This is a genomic window from Clostridium sp. CAG:221 (assembly GCA_000435835.1).
Taxonomy (GTDB): Bacteria; Bacillota; Clostridia; order Clostridiales; family Clostridiaceae; genus Clostridium.
In genome coordinates, this window is sequence record FR883362.1 from 12,359 (window position 1) to 29,276 (window position 16,918).

Sequence of the window (16,918 nt, forward strand, 5' to 3'; positions counted from 1 at the left end):
AATCCCAACTCAAATACAGGTACAGATAATACCCTTTCGCTATAACGGGCGATTCCCGTAGAATCTTACTGTTATTTCAGATTTAAACTCCAAAGTGCACTTCATATAAAATATAGGTGAAGAGATTACACCATCCTCTTCTCTCTTAAACCATCATTTATATTACTTTCCTTCTTCATCGTTTTAATTCCGACTATTTAACTATCCTTTATATATTATTATATGATTTTACTTTTAAATGTCAATGAAATCTATTTATTTTTTCTCTTCCAAATAGGGTATAATATCTCATCAATTAAATCATGAGTATTTACAACACCTATAAGCATTTCATTTTCATCTACCACCGGTATGGACATTAAATCATATTTTGCACATTTTTCTATGGCTTCATCTATATCTAAGTCATATCTTAGCGAATTAGTCTTTTCATTCATAATTTCTTTAACCTTCACATCAGGCTTATTTAAAATTAAGTCCTTTAATGAGACAACTCCTATGACTTCTTCTTTTTCACCTTTGATGAATATGCTATTAAATTCATCATCTTCATATTCTGTTTCTCTTAATATTTCTATTATTTCACCTATAGTTATATCTAAATTGAAAGATATAAAATCTTTACTCATAATACTTCCTACAGTTTCATCTTCATATTGTAAAAGTTCCTTAACTTCCTTAGCATCCTCGCTTTCCAGATTAACTAATATCTTTTCTCTTTCATCATCATTTAAATCATCTAAGATATCTGCTATTTCATCATTAGGCATATTTTCAAGAACTTCTGCCGCCTTTTCTTCACTAAGCTCTTTGATTATGCTCCCTTTATATTCTGGCTCGATTTCCTCTAAGGTATCTGCTGCAAGATCTTCATCCAATGATTCAAATACAAGCTTTCTTGAACTATCATCAAGCTCTTCTAAAATATCTGCTAAATCTGCTGGATGTAGCGTTGATAACTTCTTGTAAGGAACTGATATCTTTAAATTATTATTTATCATTTCCAATGACTCAACATCATCCCACATAAGGACTCTATCTTCGTAATCTTTATTGATAACTTTATAAATAAATTTCCCTATACCTTGGCATCCCATTCTTCTAAATTTAGCTAATGGTCCTGTTTCAACAGCTATTACTCTATATTCTCCTGCAATTTCAGCAAGTCTTAAATCATCAACTCTTACAACTTGCTTTCCATTTATATCTACTATTTTCTTATCTAATAAATTTTCAGATAATAAATACGAATACGTTCTAGGTAGAATTTCTTTACTTCCTCTTGTAAGTATCTTCACCTTATTATCAGAAGAATAAAAATTAATGCTTCTAAATTCATAGTGAAAAGTAGATCCATCCTTCTTAACTTTATAGCCTATTACTCTTGGATATCCTTCATCTGTAGTTACGTAGATATCCTTTAACTCACCTAAAACATCATCAAATTCATCATATATTTTTTTACCTAAAATATTTGTAAATAAAAATACTGACAGTTTCTTCATAAAGCTTCCTCCTATATTATCAGAGGAGCTTATTTAATAAATAGCATTCCCTCTAATAATCTATATTCAATTTTTTAAAATTATTCCTCTGAGGGACACCCTCCATTTAAATTCACCACCATTATTTAAAAATTCAGTTTTATACACATCAAAAAAGCCCATAACAGGGCATTTTCTTATACTTATATTATATTACACTAGTTTTAAAAGGCAACTATTTTTTCCTCTTTACTTATGAAAAATTATTCATGATAGCTTAACTATTTAAAGGTGTCTATAGATTGCAGCACCACTATCAATACGCTAATTTCACCAATAAAAGGATACGGAAATATTTTTATTCCCCCTAAAAATAATATATATTCTATAACAAACACTACCGTTGAAAAAGTCAAAAGTTTCATACCTAAAGTATTACTGTATGGCTTATCTATATTTATTAAAGATATCACTGTAACCATAGCCATAACAATCAAATATATAAGGCTTGGAATTATTGTATCTTTAAAAATCACTACATAGCCAAATTCAGTATCTATATGGCTCTTCAATCTATAAAAAGAAATTAACAAGCAATATACCCCTATCATTGATATCATAAAAATAAAATGATAATCAAACCTTATACTTTCATTTCTTAAAAAAATATACAATGCTCCCATAGCCAATAATGGAATTGCTATAATATCCATCATTGACATTGGCTTTAAAAAATACATTATCTCCTGATTTTCAATTAAAGATAACAATAGTAACGTAACGTTTCTCACTAATAAAATTATTAAGGTAATAATATAGTATTTCCTAATCTTAACTGGACATCTTTTTCTTGCTTTCATAATTAAATAAAATATTATAGTAATTATAAATAACAAAAGACATAAATAATAAAAAACCTTCACATTTATTCCCTTCCATAATTACTGTTATTTATAACTATTATTTTTTTTTATATTTTATTCTACATATAATTACTTAGCACCTAAAATTTTCAATCCACCTTTTATACACTTAATTTCTAATGGGAAATCTGGTCCCTTTTCACCATCAATATCAGTAACTATATCTTCATGACATTCAACCTTTAAGTAATCTGTCTTGAAATATAAAACTTTATTTGAATCTAAATGTTCTCCTTTAAGAACTTTAATAAATAAAGGTAAAAGCTCGTATATCTGTACTGCCTTAAACATAATAATATCTAATAATCCATCACAAGCATCTGCTCTAGTAGCTAGGTTAAAGTTTCCAGCTGTAGCTCCATTGAAGACCAATAATAAATACATTTCTCCATCAAATTCCACTTCCTTTGATAGAATATTTACATGAAGCTTTCTAAAATTAGGCAATTCTTCTAATCCCTTTAAATAATATGCCAATTTACCTATAGTATTTTTTAAATTCACATCTGTTTTTTGAGAAACATCAGTAAATAGTCCTGTACTAGCAACATTTACAAAATACTTATCATTAATGCTCCCTAAATCTACTGATTTAACTTCTGAAGATAAAATCTGTTTGCAGGCTTCTTCTACATCAGAAGGCATACCTAAAAACTTAGAAAAGTCATTAGCTGTTCCAACCGGTAATATACCTATGGGTAATGATATGCCACTTTTTGCCATAGCATTTACAACTGAATCAACAGTACCATCTCCACCAGCTATTAATATGTATTTGTAATTTCCATCCTTTATATCATTTAAGGCCACACCTACATCTTCTCCAGCTGTAATTCTATATGGAACTATAGTATATCCAGCTTCTTGATGAAGACTTATAACCTTGTCTAATTTTGATAATATAAGATTTTCACCTGAATATGGATTATAAATAAACTTTACTTTCATAACACTATCTCTCCTACTACCATTATTTTTAAATTATATCATGATTTCTATACTTGTAAAATAAACAACCTGTAAACATATTTTTTTCACAAATGATATTTTATTATATATCTATATTGGGTATTAATTTGTTAATACTTTTATGCTATAATTATGTTTTAACATAGAAATTATTTAGGAGTGATTAAAATGAGAAAAAGCTGTATTCCTAATATATTTACCTTTATTAATCTATCTTTCGGAATATTATCAATTTTAGAAACCCATAACGGAAATTATGGCCTTGCTAGTATTTTTATTATTGCTGCTGCTTTAGTTGATAGATATGATGGAAGAATCGCTCGTTTTCTACAAGTAAGCAGTGATTTAGGAAAAGAATTGGATTCCCTAGCAGATTTAGTATCCTTTGGTGTAGCACCATCAATTCTTATATTTTTATTATTTGAATTAAAATCATATGGACCTTTCGGAATTATAGGAATTATTATTTTATTACTTTTCCCAATATGTGGTGCGTACAGATTAGCTAGATATAATACCGCTTCTTTTGATGGAGTGTTTACAGGAGTTCCAATTACTGTTGTAGGATGTTTTATAGCTATTTTTGCGTTATTATCATTTAAATTTACTATTGCACCAACATTACCAGTTATATTGATGCTTATTGGTTCATATTTAATGGTAAGTACTTTGAAATTAAAGAAATTTTAATTTTAAAACATAATTAATATAAAAAAGAATTCAGTAATTTGAATTCTTTTTTTTATTTAAATATAATTTATTTTTATTTACCGGTTAATCATCATCCTCTCTCTTTTTAGCTTGTCCTAAATTTGAAGAATTATCATATATCAGCTCCTGATCTATTTCAGTTAAAATATCCTTTTGAGTACTTTTATTCATAATGTAATTACCCAAAACCGAACAATATTGGAAATAGGATTCCCCACATTTATCAAGAAGAGTGATTAAATGATCTATAGTTTCTCCTAATCTATCTGCCCTCTTTACAGCATCTTTAACATAACTGGATTTAGCCTCAGGAATATTATTTAATTCTGCTGCACCAGCAATAAGCAATCGATATGAATCAGTTACCTTTTTTAACAATTCAGAAATATTATATACTTCTCCGTAATAATTCTTCATCATTTCCTTATATTTCATTTAACCCTCTCCCTATTAAACAAATAATCTAATCTGACTTTATTTTGCTGTCTGCATACTCCTCATCAAGTATCTTATATATATTAAAATTATCTTTACCTCTATATTCATCACTAACCTTAAATTTTTCATCTGTAATTAATTCTATAGAATAGGTTATTGGTACAAAAAAACTACTGGGCATGGAAATAATCATTTAGCTCCTCCTATAAATTTGTTATTTCACAATATTGTTTGAAGTATCCCCTTGGATAACCACACAATGGACATACTGCTGGTGCTTCAGATCCTTCATATATATATCCACAATTCATACAATACCATTTACTTTCCACTGGTCCTTCAAACATAGTGCCATCTTCCAACTTATCTATAAAGTCTTTAAAGGCCCTAGCATGGCTTTCTTCAACTTCACGTAACTCTTTATAAAATTTTGCTATCTGTGTAAATCCTTCTCTTTCAGCTGTTTCTTGAAATTCTTTATATAAGTTTTCATATTCATTTGTTTCTCCTGCCAAAGAGTCCTTTAAATTATCTAATGTTGTTCCGATAATTCTTAGGAATGTCCTTACAACTACCCTAGCATGAGCCAATTCATTTAATGCAGTATTATCAAATACCTCTCCAAGCCACATATAACATTCAGATTTAGCTTGTTCAGCATAAAGCATATATTTTACAACAGCTCTACTTTCACCAGCAAAAGTCTTATATAAATTTTTTTCTGTTTCACTACCTTTTAATGTTTTACTACTGATAATATTACCTACATCTTTTCCACTGGTGCTATTGCTTTCCCTATATCTATTCATAAAATTCTCCCCAAAAAATTCTTCATTAATAAGGTATTCATTGATTTTATTTTCGATACAAATACATTTAGGTAGTTTCTTTTTCTCTATAGCAAAACAGGCTGCATCAATATATTTGATACAGCCTGCTTATTAATTTACTATAACCTTTCGTTCATTATCACAAATTAATTCTATTTGTCTTCCTTCTTTTGTTTTTGTTTTTAAAACTATCTTATGCCCCCATAAATCAAATAGGTATTTTATAGTTTCTTTTGCATATAATAGTTCCAATTCTCGCCCATCATATACATGTTCCAAAGTAAGAGTTCCGTCATTCCTATTTAAATCAACTATTCTGATATAAGGTATTCCTCCTACTCCACAAGTATCTGATAAAGTATCTCTTATACTCTTCCATCCATCTTCATCTGATACCTCTTCTACCACAAATTCAAAATTCTTCTTAGCATATTGGAATAAATTTAACTCTTCACATAACTCTTGTGTCAAATATTTTCTTAAGAAAGAATTATCTCTCTCTAAATATCTCACTTCAAACATCTTTTCTCTTCCATAACGCTTTTCGATGTCTTGGAATACTCTAAAGCCTATATAATAAGGATTTAATCCTCCTAAAATAGGTGCTATAACATCATTATGCCTCTTAATAAACTCAAAGTGTAACCCTGATTCTAGTTTAAGCTCATTTAATATAGTATAATGCCAATAGCTTGCCCATCCTTCATTCATTATCTTAGTTTCTATTTGTGGCAAGAAATATTGGCTTTCTCTCTTAACTATCTTTAAAATATTCTTTTCCCAATCTTCTAGAGAAGAATATTTAATTATAAAGCCCATGACATCATCACAAGGCTCTAAAGGAATCTTATTTAAATTAGGAAGAGTAATCTCCTCTTTTTCGTCAAAAGGCCCTCTATTCTCTAGTTTGCTATTATATTCATCAATTAAAGCTTTTTTAATTTGCTCCTGAGTAAGTTCCTTTACACCAACTACCCTTGGTATTTGAAATCTTAAAGCATGAGCTGCATCAAGAATTTTTTCAACCTTAGCATACCCTATATTAGGATCATTAATATAATCTCTAATTATATCTGCATCAAGCTTAAACATTTCAATTGTATAATATGCTTTGGTTCCTTCCCTAAATAATCTATTATTCTTAAAAAAGTCATTATGGCCATACACATGAGCCATGGTCAATATTTGTAATAACAAAGTGTTTTCCCTCATTAAATAGCCTAAACATGGATCTGAGTTTATAACCATTTCATAAGGAAGACCTGTTAAATTAAATGAATACAAAGTCTTGTTCTTTTCATAAGCCTTTCCATAACTCCAGTGAGGATATCTAGAAGGCATACCAACATAAGCTTCATATCCTATCATTTCATTAAATCCTATTATCTCAAATTCTTGAGGATAATAATCAAGTCCAAGCTCCGTAGCCTTTTGTTCTATAATCTTATTCCATTTTTCCAATTCTCTCACTGTATATTCCATGGCTACTCCTCCCTAAGCTCTTTACTTAACATCAATTTTAATGCATCCCATAAATTTTTCTTTTCCTTTACCACCACAGAAATGAAGTTCTTATTGGTGACTTCTTTACTAAATCTGTAATACATTGTAGTTGAATAGGTGGAAGGAAGTAACTCGGCGTATCCCACCATATTACTTACTTCACAAAGCTCCTTCAAAGCTGTTATTGCCCTTTCATTATCTTCTGACCAATTATCACCATCACTAGCATATACAGGATATATATTCCACATTTCTGGTGGATATTTTTCCTTAATTAAATCTAAAGCTACATTAAGACCACTGGATATATATGTCCCACCTGATTCAGCTTTATGGAAAAATTCATATTCATTTACCAGCTTTGCTATTGTTGTATGAGATACAAATTCAAAAGCTATATTATTATATTTTCTCTTGATAAACCTAGATAACACAAAGAAAAATGACCTTGCTAGATATTTTTTAGTACTATCCATAGATCCTGATACATCCATGATAAATATCATAACAGCATTGCTTTCTTTTTTTGGTTTCATTTTTACTCTATAATATCTAAGGTCATCTTCTCTAAATGGAAATCTCTCTATTTCCTGATCTAATCCTGCTTCAGCTAATGCTCTCTTTTTCCCTTGCTTTCTAGCTGTTTTAGCTATAACTGTCTTCTTCTTAGCAAGTCTTGGGTTAATTCCATGTCTTGCATAACCTCTTTTTCTGCTGGCACTTTCTGAAAGGATTTGTGAATATTTCTTTCTATCCAAATTTGGAAGTTCCAAATCCTCAACTATATAGTCCATTAATTCTTCTAAGGTAATTTCTGTTTCATAAACATCATCACCTTCACTATTTCCAGCGCCTTTATTACCTTTCTTTCCAATGCTTTCTGCAGAACCTATCTTGTCTCCTCTTTTTTCTTCTCCTGTACCAGTAGCAACACCTTTATTGTTATTTCCAAATACAAATTGATATTCCTTTATTCCTCTAATGGGAATCTTAAATTTTTTATTTTTCGTTTCCCCTACAATACTTTCTTCAGAAAGGATATCCCCTAAATTTTCTTTGATAGATTTTTCAACTAATTGTCTATGCCGTCTTCTATCTTCAATGCTTCTATCGTGTTCTACTGGATTTTCACTATTATCTCGAAAGATAGCCATTTTTATCAATCCTTCCACAAATTGTTTGCTGCATATTTTAATATGACGTCACAACAGTGTAGACAATATCCATTGTTCTTCATTTCTTCTACCATAGCATCATACTTTTCATTTTGCTCCTTATCTCTTACTCTTGTCTTAGTTATTATTCTAGACAAATCTTTTACTGATGCCATAAGCTTCTTTTCAATAGCTTCTTTTAATGGTTCATATGAAGTATAATCTATCTTCATACCATTTCTTACTAAGTAGAACATATAAGATGTAACATCAGCCCTAAATCCCTTGCTAGATGCTTCAGATACACCTATCTGCTCTTCTATATTTCTCATGAAGTCTTCATCAGGATTTAATTCTTCTCCAGTTGAAGTATCCTTTATCTTAGTTTTATTTACAAATGCTTCTGCATTATCTATATAATTATTAAATAGGCTTTCAGCTTGTTCCCTGAATGAATGGATGAATGCCTTTGTTATTTCCTTTTCCAATACCTTGTTATATTCTTTTCTAATAGTATCTTGAATAAATCCTAAATATTTCTTTTTATCTTCTGCTGAAGCATCCATCTCTTTAATAGATTTAATGATGCTTTCCATGATACTTAATGGATTTATACAATCATATTCTGAAATGGATAAAGCATTATCTATTGCTTTTACAATAAACCTAGTACTTATACCCTTCATTCCTTCATAAGTTCCAGCTTCTTCTCTTAATTCTTGTATATCTATTCTCTTAGTAGTTCCCTTTTCTACAATATCCTCACCATTGTAAATCTTTAATTTTGTCATAGGATCTACTTTAGCTGAAGGAGATAATCTTGAAAGTATAGCAAACATTGCTGCTATCTCTATGGTATGAGGAGCTATGTGAGCTTTAAAATTACTTTTCTTTAATATTTTTTCATATATCTTCACTTCTTCATCAAGCTCTAAGCAATATGGTACTTCAATCTTAACAATTCTATCTAATATAGCTTCATTAGTGTGATCTGACTTAAATTTTTCCCATTCTGCTTCATTTGAGTGAGCTACAATAAGTCCATCAAAATAAATCATTGAGCCTTTTCCTGGTGATGGAATTGATTTTTCTTGAGTAGCTGTTATTATAGTGTGTAAGTATTCAACATCATTTTTAAACACTTCAATAAATTCTACTAACCCTCTATTCCCTACATTAAATGCACCATTTAATGAGAATATCCTTGGATCATCTTCTGGATACATATCCATCTTAGATATATCAATTGATCCTGTTAAAATAGATGTATCTTGATTATTGGGATCAACTGGAGGTACTACACCAATTCCCTTTCTTGATCTTATAGAAAAATTCTTTCTTTCAACAGGAACATTTTCATATTCTCCATTAAATTCATGAATAAGCCTATATTTACATACTGGGCATAAGTCGCCTTCAATTTGGGTACCTAACATTTCATTGAATTTTCCTCTTAGATGATTAGGAACAAGATGTAATGGTTCTTCATGCATTGGACAACCCTTTATAGAATAAATAGGTTCACAGCTTACTAAAGCCAATTTTAAAGCTTCAACCAATGATGATTTACCAGCACCAACAGGTCCTACTAAATATAATACTTGCCTTGCCTCTTCACCTTTCATTGATGCAGAATTAAGATAATTTACCAATTTCATTAGCACTTTATCAATACCAAAGAAATCATCTTTAAAAAATCCATATCTCTTTATAGTTTCATTTCCATAGATTTTTCTTATTTTAGGATTTTCATCACCCTTTAGTACCTCCACACCTTCACTCATAATCCTTTCATATAATCTCTTATGAGAAAGCTGTGCAATATCTGGATTAGCCTTCACAAGTTCTAAGTAATCTATAAATGTACCTTCAAATTTTTCTTTATTTCTACTTTCTCTGTCTGTTAGAATAAATTCTTTGAAGTTCATAAGCACTCCCCCTTTACTTTAATATATTAATTATCAAACGTAATATATTACTCTTTTTCTCTTTTTAGACTAAAATTAATATCTTTTCTTTATAAAAAAAGGCGCGAAATCGCGCTTTTTTAATTATGAATGATGAATTACGGTTAATGCTCCATAGGCATGATTCTTTGCATCTCCAGCATTAACAATGATATTCATTATTTCCATTTCTAATTGCTCCATTTAGCTACCTCCTTTTTATCCCTTCACTTATTTAAGTAGCAATTTCCATGCCAAACACTATAATTTTGTTAATAATTTTTAAAAAATATAGTGGAAGACTTAGTTTTTCAAGGATTAAAAAAATTTATATTTTTTCATAATTTTATTTGAAAGCAAATGTGAGCCATGAATTAAACTGTTTATGTAAAGAAGGAAAAATATATAAGACTTCCAGCAGACCTGTAAAATTCTTTATTAACAGTCCTAAAATAAAAAAACATATTAAATCTGCTCTAGATAAATTATCACAAAATAATATAAGTATGAATTCAGCTATAGAACAAGCAAAAGCTTCAATTTTATATCCACCTAAAGGAATAAATTGCCTAATCCTCGGAGAAACAGGAGTTGATTAATAATCTGTGCCACAACAGAAGATCCTTCCTCTGCTTTACTAGCAACCTTTACCCGTAGAATACCTATGGTAATATGCATCCCACCTTTAAGGAAAAGAACCTTTGAAGAGCGTTTATATCTAATAAAAAACTTTTTTAAAGAAGAAAGCATCCGTCTAAGTAAAGAAATATATGTATCACTTAATAGCATGCGTGCACTACTTTCGTATAACTGCCCAAACAATGTGGGGCAACTAAAAAGTGATATCCAGCTTATTTGCGCCAAATCCTATTCTTTATACCTAACTAATAAAAAAGATGATGTGAGAATTGTCAGCAGGAACCTACCTTCCTATATACAAGATGGTCTATATAAAGAAAAAGAACATAGATCTATCTGGAACAAGCTTATTGGTGAAGAAATTGATTTTTTTAAATTCTCATCCAAATCAACAGAATCCTTCAGCTTCGATAATAACGATGCAGGCATCTATTCTTTTATAAAAAACAAATTAGAAAATTTAAAATCTCAAGGAGTATCTAATATTGATATTGAAGAAATCCTAGAAAAAGATATTGCCAATTACTACACAATTTCTTCTAATGCCATTACTAATGAGATAAATAGAAAAAATCTTTATAATATAATGGATGATAATATTTTAGATTGTTTTGACCTAATCATAAATTACATTAATAAACAACTTAACCACACATTAAATAATAATATCTATACAGCTTTTGCACTTCACATTAATACATTAATACGAAGAATAAACAATGACAAGCCTATAGTCAATCCTAATCTTTCAAAAATAAAAAAGCTTTATAAAAAAGAATTTCAAATAGCTTTAGGTATAAGAGAAATCTTGGAAAACACCTTAAACATTTCTGTTCCATTAGAAGAATGCGGATATTTAGCCCTATTTCTTGTACCTGAAATGAAATTTAGTGATTCCATAGATGATATGGTAAAAATTATTGTTATTGCTCATGGTGAATCTACTGCTTCTTCCATGAAAGATGTTGTCAGCAAATTATTAGGTGAAGATTGCATTATAGCCATTGATGCACCAATTGAAATAAGTGCTGCTGAAATATTAAATAAGTTAAGGGATATAATAAAGAATACTAAATCTAATGGTGGATATTTGTTATTGGTAGATATGGGCTCCTTCACAACCTTTGCTGAAATAATTGAAGATGAGTTTAATATACCTGCTAAAGTTGTTCCACTAGTTTCTACCCTTCATGTGTTAGAAGCTGCTCGTAAGGCATTAATGAAATCCTCTTTAAATTCTATTTATAAAGATGTATTAATGGTGAATTCTTATATTAATGTAGGTAAAAATAATAAGCCTCCTGAAAAAAAGAAAACATTAATACTTTCTGCCTGTCTTACAGGCAAAGGTGGTTCCATTGCTATTAAAAACTTTTTAAAAGATACTTTTACCATAGATGAAAATATCTTTGAAATAATGGTCATTGATTGTCTAGATAAAAATAACTTTATTAATAACATAAATAACTTGTATGAAAAATATAATATATTATTTATTGTTACTCCTTTTTCATTAGATATAAATATGAATATTCCTCATTTTACTATGTATGAAGTTCTTAATCTTTCTACTAAGGCAAAAATTCAAGAGCTTCTTGATGTTGAGACAACCCTTGCCAACATGCCTGAAGTATTAAAGGAAAACATAACTGCTATTCCATCTAATAATCTATATGAAAAGATAATGAACTTTATAGCTTCTGTGGAAAAATCTTTAAATATATTTATTTCTCATAAGAAAAAAGTGGAACTCATTTTACATTTAGCCTTTGCCATTAATAGGCTCATTACCAATGAAGATATGGTTGAATACAGTAATAAAACTTCTATAAAAAAATCCTATAATAAACTGTATTCTACTGTAAAATCTTCATTAATACCTATAGAAACTTACTTTTCTATTAAATTAACCGATGATGAAATATGCTATATAATGGATTTTATTATTAATTAATATAATATAGGAGGTAACTATTTTGGATACACAATCTTTAAAAAGCCAAGCCAAAAGACAATTGACTAATCGGTGGACATTAGCTGTTTGCACCATATTAGTGGCTAATATTTTAACAGGACTGCTTACTTCTAATAAAACACTGCTGGATAATAATCTTGGATATCTTTCCATTTCTTTTTCACTTTTATATCTTATTCTTGGTGGAGTTATCACCGCTGGAAAGTGTCGTTTTCTTCTTAATATGACCTTAGATAAAGATACAGCTATGTTTACTGATTTATTTTCACAATTCAATATATTCCTTAAAACTCTTGCCCTAAATTTATTAATGACCTTGATTATATCTGTAGGATTATTTTTCTTAATAATTCCTGGTATAGTCATTTCTTATATGTATTCTCAATCATTTTATATACTTGTGGAAAATCCCGAAATGGATGTTACTGATTGTATGGCTGCCAGCCGTAAATTAATGGTAGGCCATAAATGGGAGCTTTTCTACCTACATCTAACCTTCATTGGCTGGCTTTTGGTAGGCGCATTAACTTTTGGAATTGCTTATTTATGGATAAAGCCTTACTTTGATTTAACCTGCACTAATTATTATTTATCAATAAAATCAAACCAAGCCATTTAGTTAATTATGAATTATGAATGATAAATTATGAATTGTGGAATAAACTCCTTTAATGGAGTTTAGAAAAAATATAATTTTAAAAACTCTTTGAGTTTCAACAATAATTCATCATTCTTAATTCATCATTCATCATTAAAAGAGCACTAAAAAGATAGTAGCTTAGCTACTATCTTTTTAGTGCTCTTTTAAAGTTCTAGTTTTGGTGTTTTTATAAGACTTACGTCCATTGGCCCTATAGTTTCTACTTCCTTACCATCAATAAGGAATTTTACTCCCTCCACATTAAAGCATTCATTTAAACATAATGTATTTACAATTGAATATATTTTTACTCTAACAGCTGCAGAAGATCCTGTTTGACTATCATCAAAATCCTTGCTTAAATCTACATATGCTATTTTATTTTCTATCTTTATTGAATTAACTTTTGTGTCTTTTGGTATACAGCATTTATCAGTATCTTTTAATGCTACAATAACATTTTTCAATTCTGAAATATCTACCTTTTCCTCTTCAATTACCCATTTTGAAATATTATCATCTGGTACATAAAGTTCTATTGCTTTCGTACTCTTATAACTTTGCTCTATATTGTTAGAATTAACAGCTTTGCTTTCAGAACAGCTTACAAGATTAATACATAGTAATAGTATAACTATAAAAATTTTCTTTAACATATTACCTCCTTAATATTATTTTCTATAATTACCACTATTACCTTTTATGCCATTATTTATTCATTTAATATAACATTTTAAAAATAAACTCATAGTATATATTATGTTATTTTCTTTAACAAAGGATAAGGTGAGATATGATGAGCGATAATGATTTTATTGCTAAAGTATGTAATTATGACTTTAAAAATTTCATTAATTATAATAATGTCCTTGGAATAGCCAAAGGTAAAAAAATAAAAAACGGTATATATACCTCTGATAATTGTCTTACTATATTCGTAGAAAAAAAACTTCCTTCTAATTTATTAAATAAGAATGAATTTATTCCTTCTCTATATAAAGGTATTAAAACTGATGTTGTTGAAACTGGAAAAATATCTTCCCTATCGTTAATAAGCAGAAATCGCCCTGTTATTGGTGGCTATAGTGCTGGAGTAATTGGAAGTACTGCTGGAACTATTGGTTGTACCGCTACTAATGAAAATTCAACTGAATATTATCTTTTGAGTAACAATCACGTTTTTGCTAATGAAAATAGAGCCAAAATAGGTACTCCTATCTTGCAGCCTGGACCATATGATGGAGGAAATATTGAAAATGATATTATCGGTTACTTAGCTGATTATGAACCTATTTCATTTTCTACCTCCAACAGATCTCCTAAAAACTACATTGATGCAGCTATTGCCTTATGTGATTATAATGATATTTCTAACATTATAGCTCTGCAGGGAGCTATTACCGGCACCACCCACGGAAGGGTAGGCATGAAAGTAAAGAAAACAGGTCGCACTACAGAATTTACTACTGGTAAAATACTATATACTAATGCTTCTTTAATGATTGCCTATGAAGGAGGCTACGCATTATTTGTCAATCAAATCATTACAAATGCTATGTCTGAGAGTGGAGATTCTGGTAGCATTCTTTTAAATAACTCTAATAAAGCTGTAGGCTTATTATTTGCTGGTAGTAACTCCTATAGTATTTTTAATCCTATTTCAGCAGTATTAAAAACACTTAATATAAAACTTTTATAATATTATAACCTTTATTACAATTCTGGCTCACAACCTATATTAGTTGTGAGCCACCTATATCTTTCTACTTATAATCATTAATTATATCTAATAATTCTTCTCCAAACTTTTCATATTTCTTTTCTCCCATTCCTCTTATACCAAGAAGTTCTTCCTTATTCTTAGGTACTACATTACTTATTTGAATTAAAGTTGAATCTGAAAATATTATATATGGCTTAATACCTTCCTTAAGTGCTCTATCTTTTCTCCAATTCCTTAAAATATTAAATAATTCTTTATTTAACATTACTTCTTCTTCACTTTCATTTAGCTTAAATAAAACCTTCATTTCAGACTTTAAAATTTTCAATGACTTTTTATTTAACTTAAGCATAGAATATGTACCTTCTTTTAAATCCACATAACCAAAATCTATTAATGTCTTTATTATATCCTTAATAAATCTGCTACTGTACTCTTTCATTATTCCATAAGTTGTGAGCCTATTTAATTTATCATTAACTATCTTAGGTCCTGTCATTCCTCTTAAAACATCTACCAACACAGAAATCCCATATTTCTCCCTACTCCTGTATACACAAGATAATATTTTTTGTGCTTCTATGGTGTAGTCACGAATTTCTTCATCTTTTAAACAATTACTACAGCTATTACAATAATTTCTTGTATTTTTTTCACCAAAATAATTTAATATAAAATGCCTTAAGCACCCTTTGCTTTCACAAAAATTTATCATTTCCTGTAACTTTCTTATCTCTATTTCTTTCCTATTTAATGACGCAGTTGTATATATAAGATATTCTAAAGTACGCACATCACTTCTATTATATAAAAGATAGCAATTGGCACTTTCACCATCACGTCCTGCTCTTCCTATTTCTTGATAATAACTTTCTATATTCTTTGGCATAGTAAAATGTATAACATACCTTACATTTGATTTATCAATTCCCATTCCAAAGGCATTGGTGGCTATCATTAAATTAATATTTTCCTTAAGAAATTCTTCCTGATAATATTCTTTTTCTTCATCCTTAAGACCGCCATGATATTTTCCTACTGTATACCCTAAATCTTTTAGATAATTATATAGACCTTCCACTTCTTTTCTTGTTACACAATATATTATTCCTGAACTCCCCTCTTCTTCTCTAATTATATCTTTAACAAATTCCAGCTTATCTTCTTCTATATATAAGTTTATATTTAAATTTTCCCTATCAAAACCACCAATATAAGTATAAGGATTAGTAAGACCTAATAATTCAAGTACATCTTTTCTCACTACTTCTGTAGCTGTAGCAGTAAATGCTGTTATTACTGGTCTTTTATTAAACTCATTAATAAATGGTGCTATTTCTCTGTAACTTTTTCTAAAGTCATGTCCCCACATTGATACACAATGGGCTTCATCTATGGCTATTTGACTTATGTTTAGCTTTCTTAATTTTCTTTTAAAAAATTCATTTTCCAATCTTTCTGGTGCTATGTATAATAATTTAATTTTTCCTTCATAACATTTTTTCATTATGTGATCTATATCATTTAAGCTTTGAGTACTATTAATATACTCTGCTGCAATACCATTTTCATTTAAACTATCTACTTGATCCTTCATTAAAGATATCAACGGTGATATTACTATTGTTATTCCTTTAAATATCATTGCAGGTATCTGATAACAAATTGATTTTCCTCCACCAGTAGGCAATATGCAAAAACTATCTCTGCCCTTTAATATATTGATTATTATTTCATACTGACCTTCTTTAAATGAAGTATATCCATAATATTTATTTAAAACTTCAAAAATAATATTCATAGTCTTCGTCACCACCCTTTTACTTAATTGCTTTATTTATTAATTTTATCATATTAAATTATAATATAAACTTATACCATGAATAATTTTTCATAATTTTATAATTATTTTGTAAAAAAGTGTTGACTACCTATTTTTTTTATATTATACTAACATTGTTCCTGCTGAAGTGGCGGAACAGG

The 16,918-nt window shown here is 29.1% G+C and carries 16 protein-coding genes, 1 pseudogene and 1 other annotated feature (1 of these 18 only partly in view); of the genes and pseudogenes, 5 read left to right on the top strand and 12 right to left on the bottom strand.

Annotated features, from left to right (window positions below):
• Positions 1-188: a binding site (T-box leader), on the bottom strand; it reaches 54 nt to the left of the window's first position.
• A 63-nt stretch (positions 189-251) separates the two neighbouring features.
• The 3 genes from Q5O44_RS01460 to Q5O44_RS01470 all read right to left on the bottom strand — a co-directional run bounded on the left by Q5O44_RS01460 (position 252) and on the right by Q5O44_RS01470 (position 3,355).
• The gene (locus tag Q5O44_RS01460) at positions 252-1,505 is read right to left on the bottom strand and encodes a magnesium transporter (protein ID WP_022166606.1); all 1,254 of its coding nucleotides are present in this window, start codon (positions 1,503-1,505) and stop codon (positions 252-254) included.
• 260 nt (positions 1,506-1,765) lie between these two features.
• Positions 1,766-2,407 (bottom strand): hypothetical protein, encoded by a 642-nt coding sequence (locus tag Q5O44_RS01465; protein ID WP_022166607.1) that lies wholly within the window; start codon positions 2,405-2,407, stop codon positions 1,766-1,768.
• A gap of 69 nt (positions 2,408-2,476) precedes the next feature.
• Positions 2,477-3,355 (bottom strand): YegS/Rv2252/BmrU family lipid kinase, encoded by an 879-nt coding sequence (locus Q5O44_RS01470; protein WP_022166608.1) that lies wholly within the window; start codon positions 3,353-3,355, stop codon positions 2,477-2,479.
• A gap of 189 nt (positions 3,356-3,544) precedes the next feature.
• Here Q5O44_RS01470 and pssA point away from each other — a divergent pair, with 189 nt between their 5' ends.
• Positions 3,545-4,066, top strand: a complete 522-nt coding sequence (pssA, locus tag Q5O44_RS01475) for a CDP-diacylglycerol--serine O-phosphatidyltransferase (RefSeq protein ID WP_022166609.1) — start codon at positions 3,545-3,547, stop codon at positions 4,064-4,066.
• A gap of 84 nt (positions 4,067-4,150) precedes the next feature.
• On the opposite strand, the gene Q5O44_RS01480 is transcribed toward pssA, so the two are convergent.
• From Q5O44_RS01480 to Q5O44_RS01510, 7 genes and pseudogenes are all read right to left on the bottom strand, one after another.
• Positions 4,151-4,522: a hypothetical protein gene (locus Q5O44_RS01480; protein WP_022166610.1), complete on the bottom strand. Its 372-nt coding sequence runs from the start codon at positions 4,520-4,522 to the stop codon at positions 4,151-4,153.
• A gap of 28 nt (positions 4,523-4,550) precedes the next feature.
• Positions 4,551-4,718: a hypothetical protein gene (locus tag Q5O44_RS01485; protein ID WP_022166611.1), complete on the bottom strand. Its 168-nt coding sequence runs from the start codon at positions 4,716-4,718 to the stop codon at positions 4,551-4,553.
• 10 nt (positions 4,719-4,728) lie between these two features.
• Entirely contained in the window at positions 4,729-5,334 is a 606-nt protein-coding gene (locus Q5O44_RS01490; RefSeq protein WP_022166612.1) for a rubrerythrin family protein, read from the bottom strand.
• 132 nt (positions 5,335-5,466) lie between these two features.
• Positions 5,467-6,837 (bottom strand): SpoVR family protein, encoded by a 1,371-nt coding sequence (locus Q5O44_RS01495; protein WP_022166613.1) that lies wholly within the window; start codon positions 6,835-6,837, stop codon positions 5,467-5,469.
• A 2-nt stretch (positions 6,838-6,839) separates the two neighbouring features.
• Entirely contained in the window at positions 6,840-8,012 is a 1,173-nt protein-coding gene (gene yhbH / locus Q5O44_RS01500) for a sporulation protein YhbH (RefSeq protein ID WP_022166614.1), read from the bottom strand.
• A 5-nt stretch (positions 8,013-8,017) separates the two neighbouring features.
• Positions 8,018-9,940, bottom strand: coding sequence for a PrkA family serine protein kinase (locus Q5O44_RS01505; RefSeq protein ID WP_022166615.1), 1,923 nt, complete (start codon positions 9,938-9,940; stop codon positions 8,018-8,020).
• Positions 9,941-10,072: 132 nt separating this feature from the next.
• Positions 10,073-10,162 (bottom strand): annotated as a pseudogene (locus tag Q5O44_RS01510) (PTS lactose/cellobiose transporter subunit IIA); the annotation flags it as partial.
• Between the two features lie 158 nt (positions 10,163-10,320).
• On the opposite strand from Q5O44_RS01510, the gene Q5O44_RS01515 reads away from it, so the two are divergent.
• The 3 genes from Q5O44_RS01515 (at position 10,321) to Q5O44_RS01525 (ending at position 13,191) form a co-directional block, all read left to right on the top strand.
• Complete coding sequence (locus Q5O44_RS01515) at positions 10,321-10,557, top strand: hypothetical protein (protein ID WP_302637116.1); 237 nt, start codon at positions 10,321-10,323, stop codon at positions 10,555-10,557.
• A gap of 65 nt (positions 10,558-10,622) precedes the next feature.
• Positions 10,623-12,551, top strand: a complete 1,929-nt coding sequence (locus Q5O44_RS01520) for a PRD domain-containing protein (RefSeq protein ID WP_302637118.1) — start codon at positions 10,623-10,625, stop codon at positions 12,549-12,551.
• Positions 12,552-12,573: 22 nt separating this feature from the next.
• Positions 12,574-13,191, top strand: coding sequence for a DUF975 family protein (locus Q5O44_RS01525; RefSeq protein WP_022166618.1), 618 nt, complete (start codon positions 12,574-12,576; stop codon positions 13,189-13,191).
• 185 nt (positions 13,192-13,376) lie between these two features.
• Here Q5O44_RS01525 and Q5O44_RS01530 read toward each other — a convergent pair whose 3' ends face one another.
• The gene (locus Q5O44_RS01530) at positions 13,377-13,868 is read right to left on the bottom strand and encodes a GerMN domain-containing protein (protein ID WP_022166619.1); all 492 of its coding nucleotides are present in this window, start codon (positions 13,866-13,868) and stop codon (positions 13,377-13,379) included.
• Positions 13,869-14,008: 140 nt separating this feature from the next.
• Here Q5O44_RS01530 and Q5O44_RS01535 point away from each other — a divergent pair, with 140 nt between their 5' ends.
• Positions 14,009-14,911: a hypothetical protein gene (locus tag Q5O44_RS01535; RefSeq protein WP_302637121.1), complete on the top strand. Its 903-nt coding sequence runs from the start codon at positions 14,009-14,011 to the stop codon at positions 14,909-14,911.
• A gap of 64 nt (positions 14,912-14,975) precedes the next feature.
• On the opposite strand, the gene recQ is transcribed toward Q5O44_RS01535, so the two are convergent.
• Complete coding sequence (gene recQ / locus Q5O44_RS01540) at positions 14,976-16,736, bottom strand: DNA helicase RecQ (RefSeq protein WP_022166621.1); 1,761 nt, start codon at positions 16,734-16,736, stop codon at positions 14,976-14,978.
• Between the last annotated feature and the right edge of the window lie 182 nt (positions 16,737-16,918).